The organism is Cupriavidus sp. FW305-3-2-15-C-LB2 (assembly GCF_058787575.1).
In genome coordinates this window covers 27,872-41,340 of the sequence record NZ_JBYSZW010000066.1, presented here as the reverse complement: position 1 = coordinate 41,340, position 13,469 = coordinate 27,872, and the positions used below count along the sequence as shown (strand labels likewise).

The following is a 13,469-nucleotide window of genomic DNA, read 5'->3' as shown; positions in this document are numbered from 1 at the left end:
TCCTTGGGATGCCGGCCTCTTGGTTCAAGCCAATCCTAAGCGGGCTTACACCCGCGTCAGATTAGAACTTGTGGCGCAGACCAACCACAGCACCGAACTGATCCTTGTTCGCCTGAACGTTGGTGGTGGTGGCGGTGTTGAAACCGTTCACGCCCAGGGCCGAGCCCTTGTCGTTCAGGGTGTACGACAGCGAGGTGTACACGTCGGTACGCTTCGACAGCGCGTAGTCGGCCGTGATCACGAACTGCCACGGATCGGCTTCGCTCTTGCGGAAGTCTTGGTAGTACGCAGCGCCCGACAGCGAGAACGCCGGGGTCAGTTGGTAACCCAGACCCAGCCAGTACAGGTTCGAAGCCGTCGACGTGGTCAGGACACCATTGTCAACCGTCGTGCCGCCCGTCAGAGCAGCGCCGTCGAAGGCCTTGGCCCAGCGATAGCCGGCGTAGACCTTGGCCGGACCGAAGGCGTAGTTGGCGCCAACGGTAGCACGGCGAGTACGCTGGCCGCTTGCATCGACGGGAGGCGTACCGGTGGTCGAGCCGTGGATTTCGTCATAAGCAGCACCAACCGCGAACGGGCCAGCTGCGTAGCTCACCAGCGCGCCGTACTGTTGGCCGCGGCGGAATGCGCCGGCGACTTCCTGGCCGTTGTTGTTGAAGCTGTAGAAGGCCGAAGCGGTCAGGCCACCGAACTTGCCGATGTACTTGACGGTGTTGTCAGCGCGCGAAGCGAAGGCGCTGTCTTGCGACAGGATGCCGTAACGCGACGAAATGGCCATCGGGTCGAACTGCAGACCGAAGTCATAGAACGACGTTTGTTGACGGCCCAGCAGCAGCGAGCCGAACTGGCTTTGCAGACCGACGTAGGCTTGACGGCCGAACAGACGACCACCTTGGCTCGTGGCATTGCTGCCCGTGTCCAGGTCGAAACCGCTTTCCAGCACGAACACGCCCTTCAGGCCGCCGCCCAGATCTTCCACGCCACGCAGGCCCCAGCGCGAACCGGACTGGTTACCCGACGACATGCGGAACAGGTCGTCGCCAGCGGCGTTAGCGTTGTTGACGTACTCGAGGCCGACGTCAGCCACGCCGTACAGGGTTACGCTCGATTGGGCATAGGCGCCACCAGCGGCCAGAGCGGCGACGGCAGCAGCAAACAGTTTCATCTTCATATCGACACTTTCCTTGTCAACTGATTGGGAAATCTTGGTTGCCCAAGTACTTGGGCGACGCATTTACATTCACGTCTGCTGCGTATTATGTGCCAGCCCCCCCGGCCGTCAGAAGGCTTTTTCGGCGTAAACCATGCTTACTGGCGGTTTTTGTTGTGGGGGAGCAACAGGAATGGGAGGGAAAATCCCCGTTTTGGTGCAAAAACGGGGATTAGCAGATACGAAAGACCTACCTCAGCCGAATTAGTCGGGCTGCGTTTCCCCTGAAGCAGTCGCTTCAGGTGACGGACGGCCGACAAAGCGCGCCAGTAGCAGTCCGAGTTCATAAAGCGCCACCAGCGGCACGGCCAGCAGCAGCTGCGACAGCACATCGGGAGGGGTCACGATGGCAGCGATGATGAAGGCCCCCACGATCACATAGGGGCGGATCTGCTTGAGCTTTTCCAGCTCCACCACGCCAAAGCGCACCAGCACGATCACCACCACCGGCACCTCGAAGGTGATGCCGAAGGCCAGGAAAGTGGTCATGGCAAAGCTGAGGTATTTGTCGATGTCAGTCGACATCTCCGCCCCCAGCGGGGCGTTGTAGTGCGCCATGAAATGGAACACCGTGGGGAACACCAGGAAATACGCGAACGCCACGCCGCACAGGAACAGGAAATAGCTGCTCGATACCAGCGGCAGGATCAGGCGTTTCTCATGCTGGTACAGGCCGGGCGCGACAAACTGCCAGACCTGGTACAGCACCCACGGCAGCGCGATCAGGAAGGCCACCAGCAAGGTGACTTTCATCGGCACGAAGAACGAGCCGGTGACATCGGTCACGATCATCTTGCCGCCCTTGGGCAGCGACTCCATCAGCGGCGCGGCAAACAGGTTGAAAATCACCGGGGCCCAGTAGACCAGGCTGACGAAGACCAGGATGATGCCGGCCACCGCCTTGACCAGGCGTTGGCGCAGTTCGACCAGGTGGGAAATAAAGGTTTCCTGCTGCGACTCGTCTTGCGGGTCTTGGGGATCTGGGGACCGGGTGTCGCTCATGGCGTGAACCGCTCAGCCGCGGGGGCTGGCAAGGTGGATCGATGGGGCCGCAACGCGGCGGCGCGCGAATGCAACCAGGACTGCAGCCACGACGGCAGCGGCCGGAACGACGGCCGGCAAGGTGATGCCGCGGCGCATGCTCACTCGAAGAAGGATCGGGATGGCCGGGTGACCGGCCGGTGGCGCTTGACGCGCGCCGCGCCCGACTGCACCCAGACGCGGACATTGTGCTGGCGCTTGAACCAGAGCGGGCGGGCGCCCTGCTTGACGCGCCAGCTCTTGCGCCCGTTGTGCGCCTTGTGGGCCGCATCCCAGCTTGGCACGAAGCCGCCGCCGGCGTCGGCGCTACCGCCGCCGCTGGTTCCCTCGGCACCGCCCAGGGCTTCGTTCAGCGCCTGGGTCTGCTCGTTGACTTCCTTATGGATGGTGCGCTCGACATCGCGCGCGGCGTCCTCGAATTCCGTGCGCATCTTGCGCAGTTCTTCCAGTTCAACCTCGCGGCTGACTTCGGCCTTGACGTCGTTGATGTAGCGCTGCGCCCGGCCGACCAGCGCGCCCACAGTGCGCGCAACCTTGGGCAGCCGTTCGGGACCGATCACGATCAGTGCCACGGCGCCGATCAGCGCCAGCTTGGAAATGCCGAGATCAATCATGCGGACACATCATGCGGACAACATGCGGAAAAGCGCAGGCGCGGGACGACACGCAGGCAGCGAGGTTTGCGTAGAAGGGATGGCACACCGCCGGATTACTGCTGGCGGGTCTTTTCCTTGGCTTCGACGTCGATGGTGGTGGAGTCGCGCAGTTCCTTGGACTGGGCGGGATCGGCGGCAGCCTTGCCCTCGCCGTCCTTCATGCCGTCCTTGAAGCCCTTGACCGCGCCGCCCAGGTCCTGGCCGATATTGCGCAGTTTCTTGGTGCCGAACACGAGCATGACGATCACCAGCACGATCAGCCAGTGCCAAATGCTAAACGAACCCATTTCTTGCTCCTGATGAAGCCGCGGGCGCAATCAGATATGCCCGGACCCGTTGTTCCGTCCCGTTATGGCCGCGCCGGGCGACGGTTGCCGACGCAGCTTCTGCCCGAGGCGTTGCCGCCGCGGACACTCCCATGCCAAAAGCTGCCGGTCAGGGCAGCGGTCCCTTCCACTGGTGGCGCGGCCCGCCCAGCACATGGAGATGCAGGTGGTAGACCTCCTGGCCGCCGTCCGGGCCGGTGTTGATCACCGTCCGGAATCCGTTGGCACAGCCTGCCGCCCGCGCCAGTTCAGGCACCTTCAGCATCATTCTAGCAAGCAGCTCCCCTTCGCCGGCGCCGCAATCGGCCAGCGAGTCGACATGCGACCTGGGAACGACCAGCAAGTGTACCGGTGCCTTGGGATGGATATCGTGGAAGGCCACCATATCGTCGTCTTCGTAGACCTTGCGCGACGGTAGCTGGCCGGCCACGATCTTGCAGAAGATGCAATTATCCTGAGCGTTCATGAAGATTTCATTGCGACGGCCGCGGCACCCGGTGTCAGCTTCACGCGCCCGGGATCAGAACTGCTGATCCGGGTACATCGGCTTGCTGTCATTCAGGTACAGCCAGCCCTTGACGATACGATACAGCATCCACAGCGACAGCACGCCCCAGACGGCAAAGGCCAGCGGCATCAGCACGACTGTCGCGAACAACACCCCGCCCAGCACGCCCCACACCACCGACCACCAGAACGAGCGGATCTGCCAGGCGAAGTGCGAGGCATACAGCGAGCCGCGCGCGTCGTCGCGCTTGACGTAGTCGATCACGATGGCGATCAGCGCGGTGATGCCGCCGGTCAGCCAGAAGATCGCATACAGGGCATACAGGATGTGCAGCAGCTTGCGCAGGCTGCTCAACTGCTCGCCGCTGGGGGTGGTGACTTGCCCGGTGTAGTCGTTCGCCATCATTGCCCTTGGTTAGAAGCCTGCCTTGCGGGCAGGCGGAAGACCGGCCGGCGCCTGCGCCAGCTAGTCCTTGCGCCGGGCCTTTTCCTCGAGGCCGGACAGCCCCTCGCGCCGCGCGAGCTCGTTGACCACATCCGCCGGCGTCAGGCCGAAGTTGGCCAGCAATACCATGCTGTGGAACCACAGGTCGGCCACTTCATAAACCACCTTGCCGGCCTCGGCGCCAGTCTGCCCGGCGGCGCGCGCGTCCTTGGCGGCCATCACGGTCTCGGTGGCTTCCTCGCCGATCTTCTTCAGGATGGCGTCGTCGCCCTTGCTGAACAGGCGCGCCACATAGGATTTGTCAGGGTCGCCGCCGTTGGCGGGCTTGCGCGATTCCAGCACTTCGGCCAGGCGCGCCAGGACATCATTGCTGCTGAGTTGGTTGTCGCTCATGGCTTGGTGTAGATCTGGGCAGGGTCCTTCAGCACCGGCTCGACTGTCTGCCAGTCGCCGGCTTCCACATCGCCCTCGAACTTCTGGAAGAAGCAGGAATGGCGCCCGGTATGGCAGGCGATATTGTCGATCTGGGTCACCTTGAGCAGCACCACGTCTTCATCGCAGTCCAGGCGGATCTCGTGCACCTTCTGCACATGGCCGGACTCTTCGCCCTTGTGCCACAGGCGCTTGCGCGAGCGCGACCAGAACACGGCCTCGCCCAGCTCCACGGTGCGCTGCAGCGCGTCGCGGTTCATGAACGCGAACATCAGCACGTCGTTCGAGCCGACTTCCTGCACGATCACCGGCACCAGGCCGTTATCGTCCCATTTGACCTTGTTGAGCCACTTCTTTGCCATGATCAGATCCGCACGGGAATGCCCTCGCGGGCCATGAATGCCTTGGCTTCGCCCACGGTGTGTTGCCCGTAGTGGAAGATGCTGGCGGCCAGCACCGCGTCGGCGCGGCCCCGGGTGATGCCATCGGCCAGGTCCTGCAGGCCGCCGACGCCGCCCGAGGCGATTACCGGCACCGGCACCGCGTCGCTGACGGCGCGGGTCAGTTCCAGGTCGAAACCGCTCTTGGTGCCGTCGCGGTCCATGCTGGTCAGCAGGATCTCGCCGGCGCCGCGCGCGGCCATCTCGCGCGCCCATTCGACCGCATCCAGCCCGGTGGCCTTGCGCCCGCCGTGGGTGAAGACTTCCCAGCGCGGCGCTTCGCCCGGGGCGGAACTGCGCTTGGCGTCGATCGCCACCACGATGCATTGCGAGCCGTACTTGGCAGTCGCATCCGACACCAGCTGCGGATTGGCGATGGCCGACGAATTGACGCTGATCTTGTCCGCGCCGGCATTGAGCAGGCGCCGCACGTCTTCGACCGTGCGCACGCCGCCACCCACCGTCAGCGGAATAAAGACCTGCGAAGCCACATCCTCGATGATGTGCAGCATCAGGTCACGCCCGTCGCTGGTCGCGGTGATGTCCAGGAATGTGATTTCATCGGCGCCCTGCTCATCGTAGCGGCGCGCGATTTCCACGGGATCGCCCGCGTCGCGCAGCTCGACAAAGTTGACGCCCTTGACCACCCGCCCGTTGGTCACGTCCAGGCAGGGGATGATACGTTTGGCTAGCATGAGATTCCTTGTCCGCCGCCAGCTCCAGTCTGGCGGCGGCTGCGCCCGCGGCGCGTTGCCTTATTGCCCGTCGCGCAGCTTGTCCGCCAGTGCCTGCGCGGCGGCAAAGTTGAGATCCCCGGAGTAGATCGCGCGGCCGCAAATGACGCCTTCGACACCTTCGCCCTCGACCGCGCAGAGATTGTCGATGTCGGCCAGGTTGGACAGCCCGCCGCTGGCGATCACCGGGATCGACATCGATTGCGCCAGCTTGACGGTGGCATCGATATTGATCCCCTGCAGCATGCCGTCGCGGCCGATATCGGTGTAGATGATGGCCTCGACGCCGTAGTCTTCATACTTGCGTGCCAGGTCCGCCACCTCGTGGCCGGTCAGCTTGCTCCAGCCGTCGGTCGCTACCTTGCCGTCCCTGGCATCCAGGCCGACGATGATATGGCCGCCGAAGGCCGAGCAGGCATCCTTCAGGAAACCGGGGTTTTTCACCGCGGCGGTGCCGATGATGACGTACGACAGCCCGTCATCCAGCCAGCGTTCGATGGTGTTCAGGTCGCGGATGCCGCCCCCCAGCTGCACCGGGATCTCGTCGCCGACCTCGGCGATGATGGCCTTGATGGCCTCCTCGTTGCGGGGCTTGCCCACGAACGCGCCATTCAGGTCCACCAGGTGCAGGCGGCGGGCGCCCTGCTCCACCCAGTGGCGTGCCATGGCGGCGGGATCTTCGGAAAAGACGGTGGCCTGGTCCATGTCGCCTTGTTTGAGGCGTACACACTGACCGTCCTTCAGGTCGATGGCCGGAATGAGCAACATATGCGTGACGAGCGTGGTTGAGTGATAGAGATTGAGCGAGACCGGCGCTGCCGGTCAGGTCGGGTCGATAGTCGATCGGAAACAGGTCGGGTGACGGTCGAGTTAGCGGTCGATGATCGGTAAAAAAACGAATCGGGTCAGGGCTTCCAGTGGACGAAGTTCCGGTACAGCTGCAGGCCCAGGGCCGCGCTCTTCTCGGGGTGGAACTGCGTCGCGAAAATATTATCGCGCGCTACCGCGCTGGTAAATACGACTCCGTATTCCGTTTCACCAGCAACATGGGCCGGGTCCTGCGCCTGCACATAGTAACTGTGGACGAAATAGAACCAGCTGTCGTCCGGGATACCGTCCCACAGCGGGTGAGGCCTGGCCTGGCGCACCCGGTTCCAACCCATCTGCGGCACCTTGTAGCGCGAGCCGTCGGGCTGCGTCATGCCGTCCAGCGCAAAGCGCACCACCTGGCCGGGCATCAGGCCCAGCGCCGGCGTACGGTCCGCGCCGGCCCGGCTTTCGGTGCTGAACTCGAACAGCATCTGCTCGCCCACGCACACACCCAGCATCGGCTTGCTGGCGGCGGCCTGCACCACCGCCTCCTGCAGCCCGGACGCGCCCAGCGCCGACATACAGTCGGGCATCGCGCCCTGGCCGGGCAGCACCACGCGGTCCGCCGAGCGGATGCCTTCGGGGGCATCCACCACGCGCACGTCCGCTTCCGGCGCCGCGGCACGCAGCGCCTGCGCCACCGAGCGCAGGTTGCCCATGCCGTAATCCACAATTGCTATGGTAGTCATGATTTCAAAACAGGCAACAATGTCTTCAGCCCGTCCACAATGAATTCCACGGCCAGCGCCGACAGGATCAGCCCCATCAGGCGCGTGCCGATATTGATGCCGGTGCGGCCGATGACCCGGGCGATCGGGTCGGCCGCGCGGAACACCAGGTACACCACCGCACCGATCACCACGCCCAGGCCGACCAGGATCAGCAACTGGTACCAGTGCTGGGTCTTGCCGGCATAGACGATCACCGTGCTGATCGAGCCCGGCCCGGTCAGCAGCGGCAGCGCCAGCGGCACCACCGCGATGCTGGACTTTACCTCGGCCTCGTCCTCTTCTTCCGGCGTGGCCTTGGTGCGGCTGGTCTGCGCGTTCAGCATGTTCATGGCCATCATGATCATGATGAGCCCGCCACCCACCTGCAGCGACGCCACCGAGATATTGAAGAACTCGATGATCTGCTGCCCCAGCAAGGCCGACACCGCCACCACGATCGCCACCGAAACCGATGCGATCTTGATGGTACGCAGCTTTTCCGCTTCCGTCTGCAGGCTGGTCAGGCTGATGAAGAACGGGATCGCCCCGATCGGGTTGATCAGCGCCAGCAGCGAAATAAACGACTTGAGCGTATCCATCGGTTGCGGGTCGCCAGCATCGCTGGCCAGGTTCAGGCTTGGAAGGTCAGCGGGCGCCGCAACCAGCCGGCACGCCTACCGTGGTGGAAAGGTCAGAGCGTACCCTTGGTCGACGGGATCGTGTTCGCCGCGCGCGGGTCCAGCTCCACCGCCATGCGCAATGCCCGGCCAAAGGCCTTGAACACGGTTTCGCACTGATGGTGGGCATTGATGCCGCGCAGGTTGTCGATATGCAGGGTCACGCCCGCATGGTTGACGAAGCCGCGGAAGAACTCGATGGTCAGGTCCACGTCGAAGCTGCCCACGCGCGCACGCGTGAACGGCACGTGGAATTCCAGGCCGGGACGGCCGGAGAAATCGATCACCACGCGCGACAGGCATTCGTCCAGCGGCACATAGCTGTGGCCGTAGCGGGTGATGCCTTTCTTGTCGCCGATGGCCCTGGCAACCGCCTGGCCGAGCGTGATGCCCACGTCTTCCACCGTGTGGTGGTCGTCGATATGCGTGTCGCCGGTGGCTTCGACCTCCAGGTCGAACATGCCGTGCCGGGCGATCTGGTCCAGCATGTGGTCAAGGAACGGCACGCCGGACGCCAGTTTCTGGCGGCCGCTGCCGTCGAGATTCAGGGAAACGCGAATTTGCGTTTCCGAAGTATTGCGGGTGACCTCTGCAACACGCATGGTGTTAATCCTGCAGCGACGCTGCGAATGCCTCAAGGAACTGCGCGTTTTCTTCGGGGGTGCTGACCGTGACGCGCAGACAATTGGCCAGCAACGGGTGCATTTTACTCACGTTCTTGATCAATACCTTGCGGGCCAGCAGCCGGTCGAACGTCTGTGCGGCATCCGGCACGCGCGCGAGCAGGAAATTGGCGGCGCTGGGGAACACCGTCACGCCCGCATTCGCGGCCATGCCTTCGGCCACACGGGCGCGTTCGTCGCGCAGTTGGGCGGCCTGTTCGTCCAGCACCGACACGTGCTCCAGCGCGAACAGCGCGGCGGCTTCGGTCAGCACGTTGACGTTGTACGGCGGGCGCACCTTGTCCAGCTGCGACAGCCATTCGGGCGCGCCGGCCAGGTAGCCCAGGCGGATGCCGGCCAGGCCCAGCTTGGATACGGTGCGCATCACCAAAAGGTTGCCGAATTCCGTCAGGCGCGGCATCCAGCTGTGCTGCGCGAACGGCTGGTAGGCCTCGTCCACCACCACCAGGCTGTTGCAGACCTCGCCCTGGGCGGCGCGGACGATGGCCTCCATGTCGGCGGCATCGAACAGGTTGCCGGTGGGGTTGTTCGGGTACGCCAGGTAGATGATGGCGGGCTGGTGCTCGGCCATCGCCGCCAGCATGGCGGCGCGGTCGAGCGTGAAGTCCGCGCGCAGCGGCACGCCGACGAATTGCAGGCCGGCGAACTGCGCCGACATTGCGTACATGACGAAGCCCGGCACCGGCGCCATTACCTTGGCGCCGGGCCTGGCCGCGGCCAGCGCCAGCATGCTGATGATCTCGTCCGAGCCATTGCCGAGCAGCACGTCCATGCCGGCCGGCACCTGCATCACGGTCTTCAGCTTGGCGCGCAGCGCTTCGCTGCTGGGCACCGGGTAGCGGTTCAGCGCAACCTCGCCCAGGCGCTCGGCCAGTTCGCGGCGCAGAGCGGGAGGCAGCCGGTACGGGTTCTCCATTGCGTCGAGCTTGACCAGACCGTGCGAATCCGGCACGTGGTAGGCGCCCATGGCGCGTACGTCGTCACGGATGATGCGTTCGATCAGGGAGGGCTCTACGGCTGGCATGGGAACTCCTAAGTTGGCTGCCTTATCAGGCAGCGTGGGTCAGTAGATCAACTGCGTTTGGTGAAACGATATTCCGCGCTGCGGGCGTGGGCCTGCAGGCCTTCGCCATAGGCCAGCTCGGCGGCGATCTGGCCGAGCATCTGCGCCCCGCCCTCGCTCACTTCGATCAGGCTCGAACGCTTCTGGAAGTCATAGACGCCCAGCGGCGAAGAGAAGCGCGCGGTGCGCGAGGTCGGCAGCACGTGGTTCGGGCCCGCGCAGTAATCGCCGAGCGACTCGCTGGTATAGGGGCCCAGGAAGATGGCGCCGGCGTGGCGGATCTTTTCGCTCCACTGGCGCGGGTTCTCGGCCGAGATCTCCAGGTGCTCGGGCGCGATCGCGTTGGCGATCTCGCAGGCCTCTTCCATGTCGCGCACCTTGATCAGCGCGCCACGGCCGGAGATCGAGGCGGCAATCACCTCGCGCCGCGGCATGGTGCCAAGCTGGCGCTGGATGCTGGCTTCGACACGGGCGATATAGCCGGCGTCCGGGCACAGCAGGATCGACTGCGCCAGTTCGTCGTGCTCGGCCTGCGAGAACAGGTCCATCGCCACCCAGTCGGGGTCGGTGGTGCCGTCGCAGATCACCAGGATCTCGGACGGGCCGGCAATCATGTCGATGCCGACGGTGCCGAACACGCGCCGCTTGGCCGCGGCCACATAGGCATTGCCCGGGCCGACGATCTTGTCGACCTGCGGCAGCGTCGCCGTGCCGTAGGCCAGCGCGCCAATCGCCTGGGCGCCGCCGATGGTGAACACGCGGTCGACGCCGGCGATCTGCGCGGCGGCCAGCACCAGCTCATTGCGCACGCCGCCCGGCGTGGGCACGACCATGATGATTTCCTTCACGCCCGCCACGCGCGCCGGGATCGCGTTCATCAGCACCGACGACGGATACGCGGCCTTGCCGCCCGGCACGTAGATGCCGACGCGGTCCAGCGGCGTCACCTTCTGGCCCAGCATGGTACCGTCGGCCTCGGTGTATTCCCAGCTGTGGCTGCCGCATTCGATCTTCTGCTTCTCGTGGTAGGCGCGCACGCGCGCGGCGGCGGCCTCCAGCGCGGCGCGGCGCTTGGGTTCGAGGTCTTCGAGCGCGGCTTCGAGCTGCTGCTGCGATACCTCCAGCGCGCCCATCGACGACGCTTCCACGCGGTCGAAGCGCCTGGTGTATTCCAGCACCGCGGCATCCCCGCGCGCCTTCACATCAGCCAGGATCTGCGCGGCGGCGCGATCGATGGCCTCGTCCTCGCCAGCCTCGAAGGCCAGCACCTGGCGCAGCGCCTCGGCAAAGCCAGGCTTGCTGGAATCGAGCCGGCGGATCGGCAGGTTTTCCATTTCGGTTGCGTTCATGACTACTTTCCTCTCAGTCGGCGCGGGCCTGGTGTGGCCTTACGCCAGCGCCGCCGAAGCCCGTTCGAATGCGTCGAGAATCGGCGCAAGCCGCTCGCGCTTGAGTTTGAGCGCGGCCTGGTTCACCACCAGCCGCGACGAGATCTGCACGATCTCTTCGACTTCAACCAGGTTGTTGGCGCGCAGCGTGCTGCCAGTGCTGACCAGGTCGACGATGGCGTCGGACAGGCCCACCAGCGGGCCCAGCTCCATCGAACCGTACAGCTTGATCAGGTCGACGTGAACGCCCTTTTTCGCAAAATGCTCGCGCGCGGTCTGCACATACTTGGTGGCCACGGCCAGGCGCGCGCCCTGGCGCACCGCGTTGGCGTAGTCAAACCCGGCCGGCACCGCCACCGACATGCGGCAGCGCGCGATGTTCAGGTCGATCGGCGCATACAGGCCGGCCATGCCGCTTTCCATCAGCACGTCCTTGCCGGCCACGCCGAAATCGGCGGCGCCATACTGGACGTAGGTCGGCACGTCCGAGGCGCGCACGATCACCACGCGCACGGCCGGATCGGAGGTCGGCAGGATCAGCTTGCGCGAGGTCTCGGGGTCCTCGGTGACGCGGATGCCGGCGGCTTCCAGGAGCGGCAGCGTCTCGGTGAAGATGCGGCCCTTGGACAGCGCCAGCGTCAGCTGGTTGGGCGATGCGTTGAAAGTGGGGCTCATCGGACTTCCTCAGGCAATGCGGCGGATCTTCGCGCCCACTGCCGACAGCTTGTCTTCCATGCGGTCGTAGCCGCGGTCCAGGTGGTAGATGCGGTCGATCACGGTCTCGCCATCGGCCACCAGGCCGGCGATCACCAGGCTGGCCGAGGCGCGCAGGTCGGTCGCCATCACGTTGGCGCCCGACAGGCGCGGCACGCCGTTGACCACCGCGGTATTGCCTTCGACCGCGATGTCCGCGCCCAGGCGGTTCAGTTCCTGCACGTGCATGAAGCGGTTTTCGAAGATGGTCTCGGTCACGCGCGCGGTGCCTTCGGCCACGGCATTGAGCGCCATGAACTGCGCCTGCATGTCGGTCGGGAAGGCCGGGTATTCCGAGGTGCGGAAACTCACGGCCTTGGCGCGTTGCGGCATGGCCAGACGGACCCAGTCGGCGCCGGTCTCGAGTTTTGCGCCGGCTTCGCGCAGCTTGTCGAGCACGGTGTCGAGGATGTCCGGCTGCACGCCGCGCAGCACCAGGTCGCCCAGCGTCGCGGCGGCGGCACACAGGAAGGTACCGGCCTCGATGCGGTCGGCGATCACGCTGTGGCTGGCGCCATGCAGGCGCTCCACGCCCTGCACTACCAGGCGGTCGGTGCCGATGCCTTCGATCTTCGCGCCCATCTTGACCAGCAGTTGGGCCAGGTCGGTCACCTCGGGCTCGCGCGCGGCGTTTTCCAGCACGGTCTCGCCTTCGGCCAGCGTGGCGGCCATCAGCAGGTTCTCGGTGCCGGTCACGGTGATCATGTCGGTGACCACGCGCGCGCCCTTCAGGCGCTTGGCCCGCGCATGGATAAAGCCGTGTTCGATGGTGATCTCAGCGCCCATCGCCTGCAGGCCCTTGATGTGCTGGTCGACCGGGCGCGCGCCGATGCCGCAGCCGCCGGGCAGCGACACGCGGGCCTCGCCGAAGCGCGCCACCAGCGGGCCCAGCACCAGGATCGAGGCGCGCATGGTCTTGACCAGCTCGTACGGGGCCTCGAGCACGTTGACGTCGGCGCCGTTCATGGTCACGCGGGCGCCATCCAGCTCGGCCTGCATGCCCATCTGGCGCAGCAGCTTGAGGGTGGTGCGCACGTCCTGCAGGTTAGGCACGTTGTCCAGCGAAACGGTATCCGCCGTCAGCAGGCCCGCGCACAGGATCGGCAGGGCTGCGTTCTTCGCGCCCGACACGCGGATTTCGCCCTTCAGCGGGCCATTGCCGTGGATCTGGAATTTGTCCATGTTCTGTCGTCTGGAGCCGGGCACGCGCCCGGCGTCATGGTTCTGGGGCCGCGCGGGTGGCGCGGCGCATATTGGCGGGGCTTACTTGCCTTCGCCCGCCTGCCACTCGGCAGGCGTCAGCGTCTTCATCGACAGCGCGTGGATCTCGGCACGCATGCGGTCGCCCAGCGCGGCATAGACGCGCTGGTGGCGCTGGATCAGCCGCTTGCCTTCAAATTCGGCGCTGACGATGGTGGCAAAGAAGTGCTGGCCATCGCCCTCGACTTGCAGATGTTCGCAGGGCAGTCCTTGGGCAATGTAATCCCTGACTTGTTCCGGTGTAGGCAGCATGGGGTTCTCTTCAGCGTGATTC

General features: G+C 65.1%; 18 protein-coding genes. All 18 read right to left on the bottom strand.

Going from position 1 to position 13,469, the window contains the following annotated elements; all coding sequences use genetic code 11:
• Nucleotides 1-61: 61 nt before the first annotated feature.
• Nucleotides 62-1,171 (bottom strand): porin, encoded by a 1,110-nt coding sequence (locus AC3WRR_RS32105; RefSeq protein ID WP_010812318.1) that lies wholly within the window; start codon nucleotides 1,169-1,171, stop codon nucleotides 62-64.
• Nucleotides 1,172-1,414: 243 nt separating this feature from the next.
• Nucleotides 1,415-2,212: a twin-arginine translocase subunit TatC gene (gene tatC, locus AC3WRR_RS32100; protein WP_010812319.1), complete on the bottom strand. Its 798-nt coding sequence runs from the start codon at nucleotides 2,210-2,212 to the stop codon at nucleotides 1,415-1,417.
• Between the two features lie 140 nt (nucleotides 2,213-2,352).
• Nucleotides 2,353-2,865 (bottom strand): Sec-independent protein translocase protein TatB, encoded by a 513-nt coding sequence (tatB, locus tag AC3WRR_RS32095; RefSeq protein WP_010812320.1) that lies wholly within the window; start codon nucleotides 2,863-2,865, stop codon nucleotides 2,353-2,355.
• A gap of 95 nt (nucleotides 2,866-2,960) precedes the next feature.
• On the bottom strand, nucleotides 2,961-3,194 hold the full coding sequence (tatA, locus tag AC3WRR_RS32090; protein ID WP_010812321.1) for a Sec-independent protein translocase subunit TatA: 234 nt from the start codon (nucleotides 3,192-3,194) through the stop codon (nucleotides 2,961-2,963).
• A gap of 148 nt (nucleotides 3,195-3,342) precedes the next feature.
• Nucleotides 3,343-3,699: a histidine triad nucleotide-binding protein gene (locus tag AC3WRR_RS32085; protein ID WP_010812322.1), complete on the bottom strand. Its 357-nt coding sequence runs from the start codon at nucleotides 3,697-3,699 to the stop codon at nucleotides 3,343-3,345.
• Between the two features lie 54 nt (nucleotides 3,700-3,753).
• Nucleotides 3,754-4,146, bottom strand: a complete 393-nt coding sequence (locus AC3WRR_RS32080) for a DUF4870 family protein (RefSeq protein ID WP_010812323.1) — start codon at nucleotides 4,144-4,146, stop codon at nucleotides 3,754-3,756.
• Between the two features lie 60 nt (nucleotides 4,147-4,206).
• Nucleotides 4,207-4,578 (bottom strand): phosphoribosyl-ATP diphosphatase, encoded by a 372-nt coding sequence (locus AC3WRR_RS32075; RefSeq protein ID WP_010812324.1) that lies wholly within the window; start codon nucleotides 4,576-4,578, stop codon nucleotides 4,207-4,209.
• Nucleotides 4,575-4,979 carry a phosphoribosyl-AMP cyclohydrolase gene (gene hisI / locus AC3WRR_RS32070; RefSeq protein WP_010812325.1) on the bottom strand — a complete coding sequence of 135 codons (405 nt, stop codon included), beginning with the start codon at nucleotides 4,977-4,979 and terminating at the stop codon, nucleotides 4,575-4,577. The genes AC3WRR_RS32075 and hisI overlap by 4 nt, the downstream gene beginning before the upstream one ends.
• Nucleotides 4,980-4,981: 2 nt before the next feature.
• Nucleotides 4,982-5,752, bottom strand: coding sequence for an imidazole glycerol phosphate synthase subunit HisF (hisF, locus tag AC3WRR_RS32065; protein ID WP_010812326.1), 771 nt, complete (start codon nucleotides 5,750-5,752; stop codon nucleotides 4,982-4,984).
• 60 nt (nucleotides 5,753-5,812) lie between these two features.
• Nucleotides 5,813-6,559, bottom strand: a complete 747-nt coding sequence (gene hisA / locus AC3WRR_RS32060; RefSeq protein WP_010812327.1) for a 1-(5-phosphoribosyl)-5-[(5-phosphoribosylamino)methylideneamino]imidazole-4-carboxamide isomerase — start codon at nucleotides 6,557-6,559, stop codon at nucleotides 5,813-5,815.
• Between the two features lie 137 nt (nucleotides 6,560-6,696).
• On the bottom strand, nucleotides 6,697-7,350 hold the full coding sequence (gene hisH / locus AC3WRR_RS32055; RefSeq protein WP_010812328.1) for an imidazole glycerol phosphate synthase subunit HisH: 654 nt from the start codon (nucleotides 7,348-7,350) through the stop codon (nucleotides 6,697-6,699).
• Nucleotides 7,347-7,970 carry a YchE family NAAT transporter gene (locus tag AC3WRR_RS32050; protein ID WP_010812329.1) on the bottom strand — a complete coding sequence of 208 codons (624 nt, stop codon included), beginning with the start codon at nucleotides 7,968-7,970 and terminating at the stop codon, nucleotides 7,347-7,349. The genes hisH and AC3WRR_RS32050 overlap by 4 nt, the downstream gene beginning before the upstream one ends.
• 92 nt (nucleotides 7,971-8,062) lie before the next feature.
• Complete coding sequence (gene hisB, locus AC3WRR_RS32045) at nucleotides 8,063-8,650, bottom strand: imidazoleglycerol-phosphate dehydratase HisB (RefSeq protein ID WP_010812330.1); 588 nt, start codon at nucleotides 8,648-8,650, stop codon at nucleotides 8,063-8,065.
• Nucleotides 8,651-8,654: 4 nt separating this feature from the next.
• A complete protein-coding gene (gene hisC / locus AC3WRR_RS32040) occupies nucleotides 8,655-9,755 on the bottom strand; it encodes a histidinol-phosphate transaminase (protein WP_010812331.1) in 1,101 nt (366 codons plus the stop codon).
• Between the two features lie 47 nt (nucleotides 9,756-9,802).
• Entirely contained in the window at nucleotides 9,803-11,143 is a 1,341-nt protein-coding gene (gene hisD, locus AC3WRR_RS32035) for a histidinol dehydrogenase (RefSeq protein WP_010812332.1), read from the bottom strand.
• A gap of 39 nt (nucleotides 11,144-11,182) precedes the next feature.
• A complete protein-coding gene (gene hisG / locus AC3WRR_RS32030) occupies nucleotides 11,183-11,857 on the bottom strand; it encodes an ATP phosphoribosyltransferase (protein ID WP_010812333.1) in 675 nt (224 codons plus the stop codon).
• 9 nt (nucleotides 11,858-11,866) lie between these two features.
• Nucleotides 11,867-13,117, bottom strand: coding sequence for a UDP-N-acetylglucosamine 1-carboxyvinyltransferase (murA, locus tag AC3WRR_RS32025; protein WP_492299131.1), 1,251 nt, complete (start codon nucleotides 13,115-13,117; stop codon nucleotides 11,867-11,869).
• 81 nt (nucleotides 13,118-13,198) lie between these two features.
• The gene (locus AC3WRR_RS32020; protein WP_010812335.1) at nucleotides 13,199-13,447 is read right to left on the bottom strand and encodes a BolA family protein; all 249 of its coding nucleotides are present in this window, start codon (nucleotides 13,445-13,447) and stop codon (nucleotides 13,199-13,201) included.
• Nucleotides 13,448-13,469: the final 22 nt, after the last annotated feature.

Coding starts and splice junctions, on each gene's coding strand:
- hisB (WP_010812330.1), bottom strand. CDS start 8,650: ATGCGTGTTGCAGAGGTCACCCGCAATACTTCGGAAACGCAAATTCGC.
- murA (WP_492299131.1), bottom strand. CDS start 13,117: ATGGACAAATTCCAGATCCACGGCAATGGCCCGCTGAAGGGCGAAATC.
- hisA (WP_010812327.1), bottom strand. CDS start 6,559: ATGTTGCTCATTCCGGCCATCGACCTGAAGGACGGTCAGTGTGTACGC.
- hisC (WP_010812331.1), bottom strand. CDS start 9,755: ATGCCAGCCGTAGAGCCCTCCCTGATCGAACGCATCATCCGTGACGAC.
- AC3WRR_RS32050 (WP_010812329.1), bottom strand. CDS start 7,970: ATGGATACGCTCAAGTCGTTTATTTCGCTGCTGGCGCTGATCAACCCG.
- AC3WRR_RS32075 (WP_010812324.1), bottom strand. CDS start 4,578: ATGAGCGACAACCAACTCAGCAGCAATGATGTCCTGGCGCGCCTGGCC.
- AC3WRR_RS32105 (WP_010812318.1), bottom strand. CDS start 1,171: ATGAAGATGAAACTGTTTGCTGCTGCCGTCGCCGCTCTGGCCGCTGGT.
- tatC (WP_010812319.1), bottom strand. CDS start 2,212: ATGAGCGACACCCGGTCCCCAGATCCCCAAGACCCGCAAGACGAGTCG.
- AC3WRR_RS32085 (WP_010812322.1), bottom strand. CDS start 3,699: ATGAACGCTCAGGATAATTGCATCTTCTGCAAGATCGTGGCCGGCCAG.
- hisH (WP_010812328.1), bottom strand. CDS start 7,350: ATGACTACCATAGCAATTGTGGATTACGGCATGGGCAACCTGCGCTCG.
- hisG (WP_010812333.1), bottom strand. CDS start 11,857: ATGAGCCCCACTTTCAACGCATCGCCCAACCAGCTGACGCTGGCGCTG.
- AC3WRR_RS32020 (WP_010812335.1), bottom strand. CDS start 13,447: ATGCTGCCTACACCGGAACAAGTCAGGGATTACATTGCCCAAGGACTG.
- tatA (WP_010812321.1), bottom strand. CDS start 3,194: ATGGGTTCGTTTAGCATTTGGCACTGGCTGATCGTGCTGGTGATCGTC.
- hisI (WP_010812325.1), bottom strand. CDS start 4,979: ATGGCAAAGAAGTGGCTCAACAAGGTCAAATGGGACGATAACGGCCTG.
- tatB (WP_010812320.1), bottom strand. CDS start 2,865: ATGATTGATCTCGGCATTTCCAAGCTGGCGCTGATCGGCGCCGTGGCA.
- AC3WRR_RS32080 (WP_010812323.1), bottom strand. CDS start 4,146: ATGATGGCGAACGACTACACCGGGCAAGTCACCACCCCCAGCGGCGAG.
- hisD (WP_010812332.1), bottom strand. CDS start 11,143: ATGAACGCAACCGAAATGGAAAACCTGCCGATCCGCCGGCTCGATTCC.
- hisF (WP_010812326.1), bottom strand. CDS start 5,752: ATGCTAGCCAAACGTATCATCCCCTGCCTGGACGTGACCAACGGGCGG.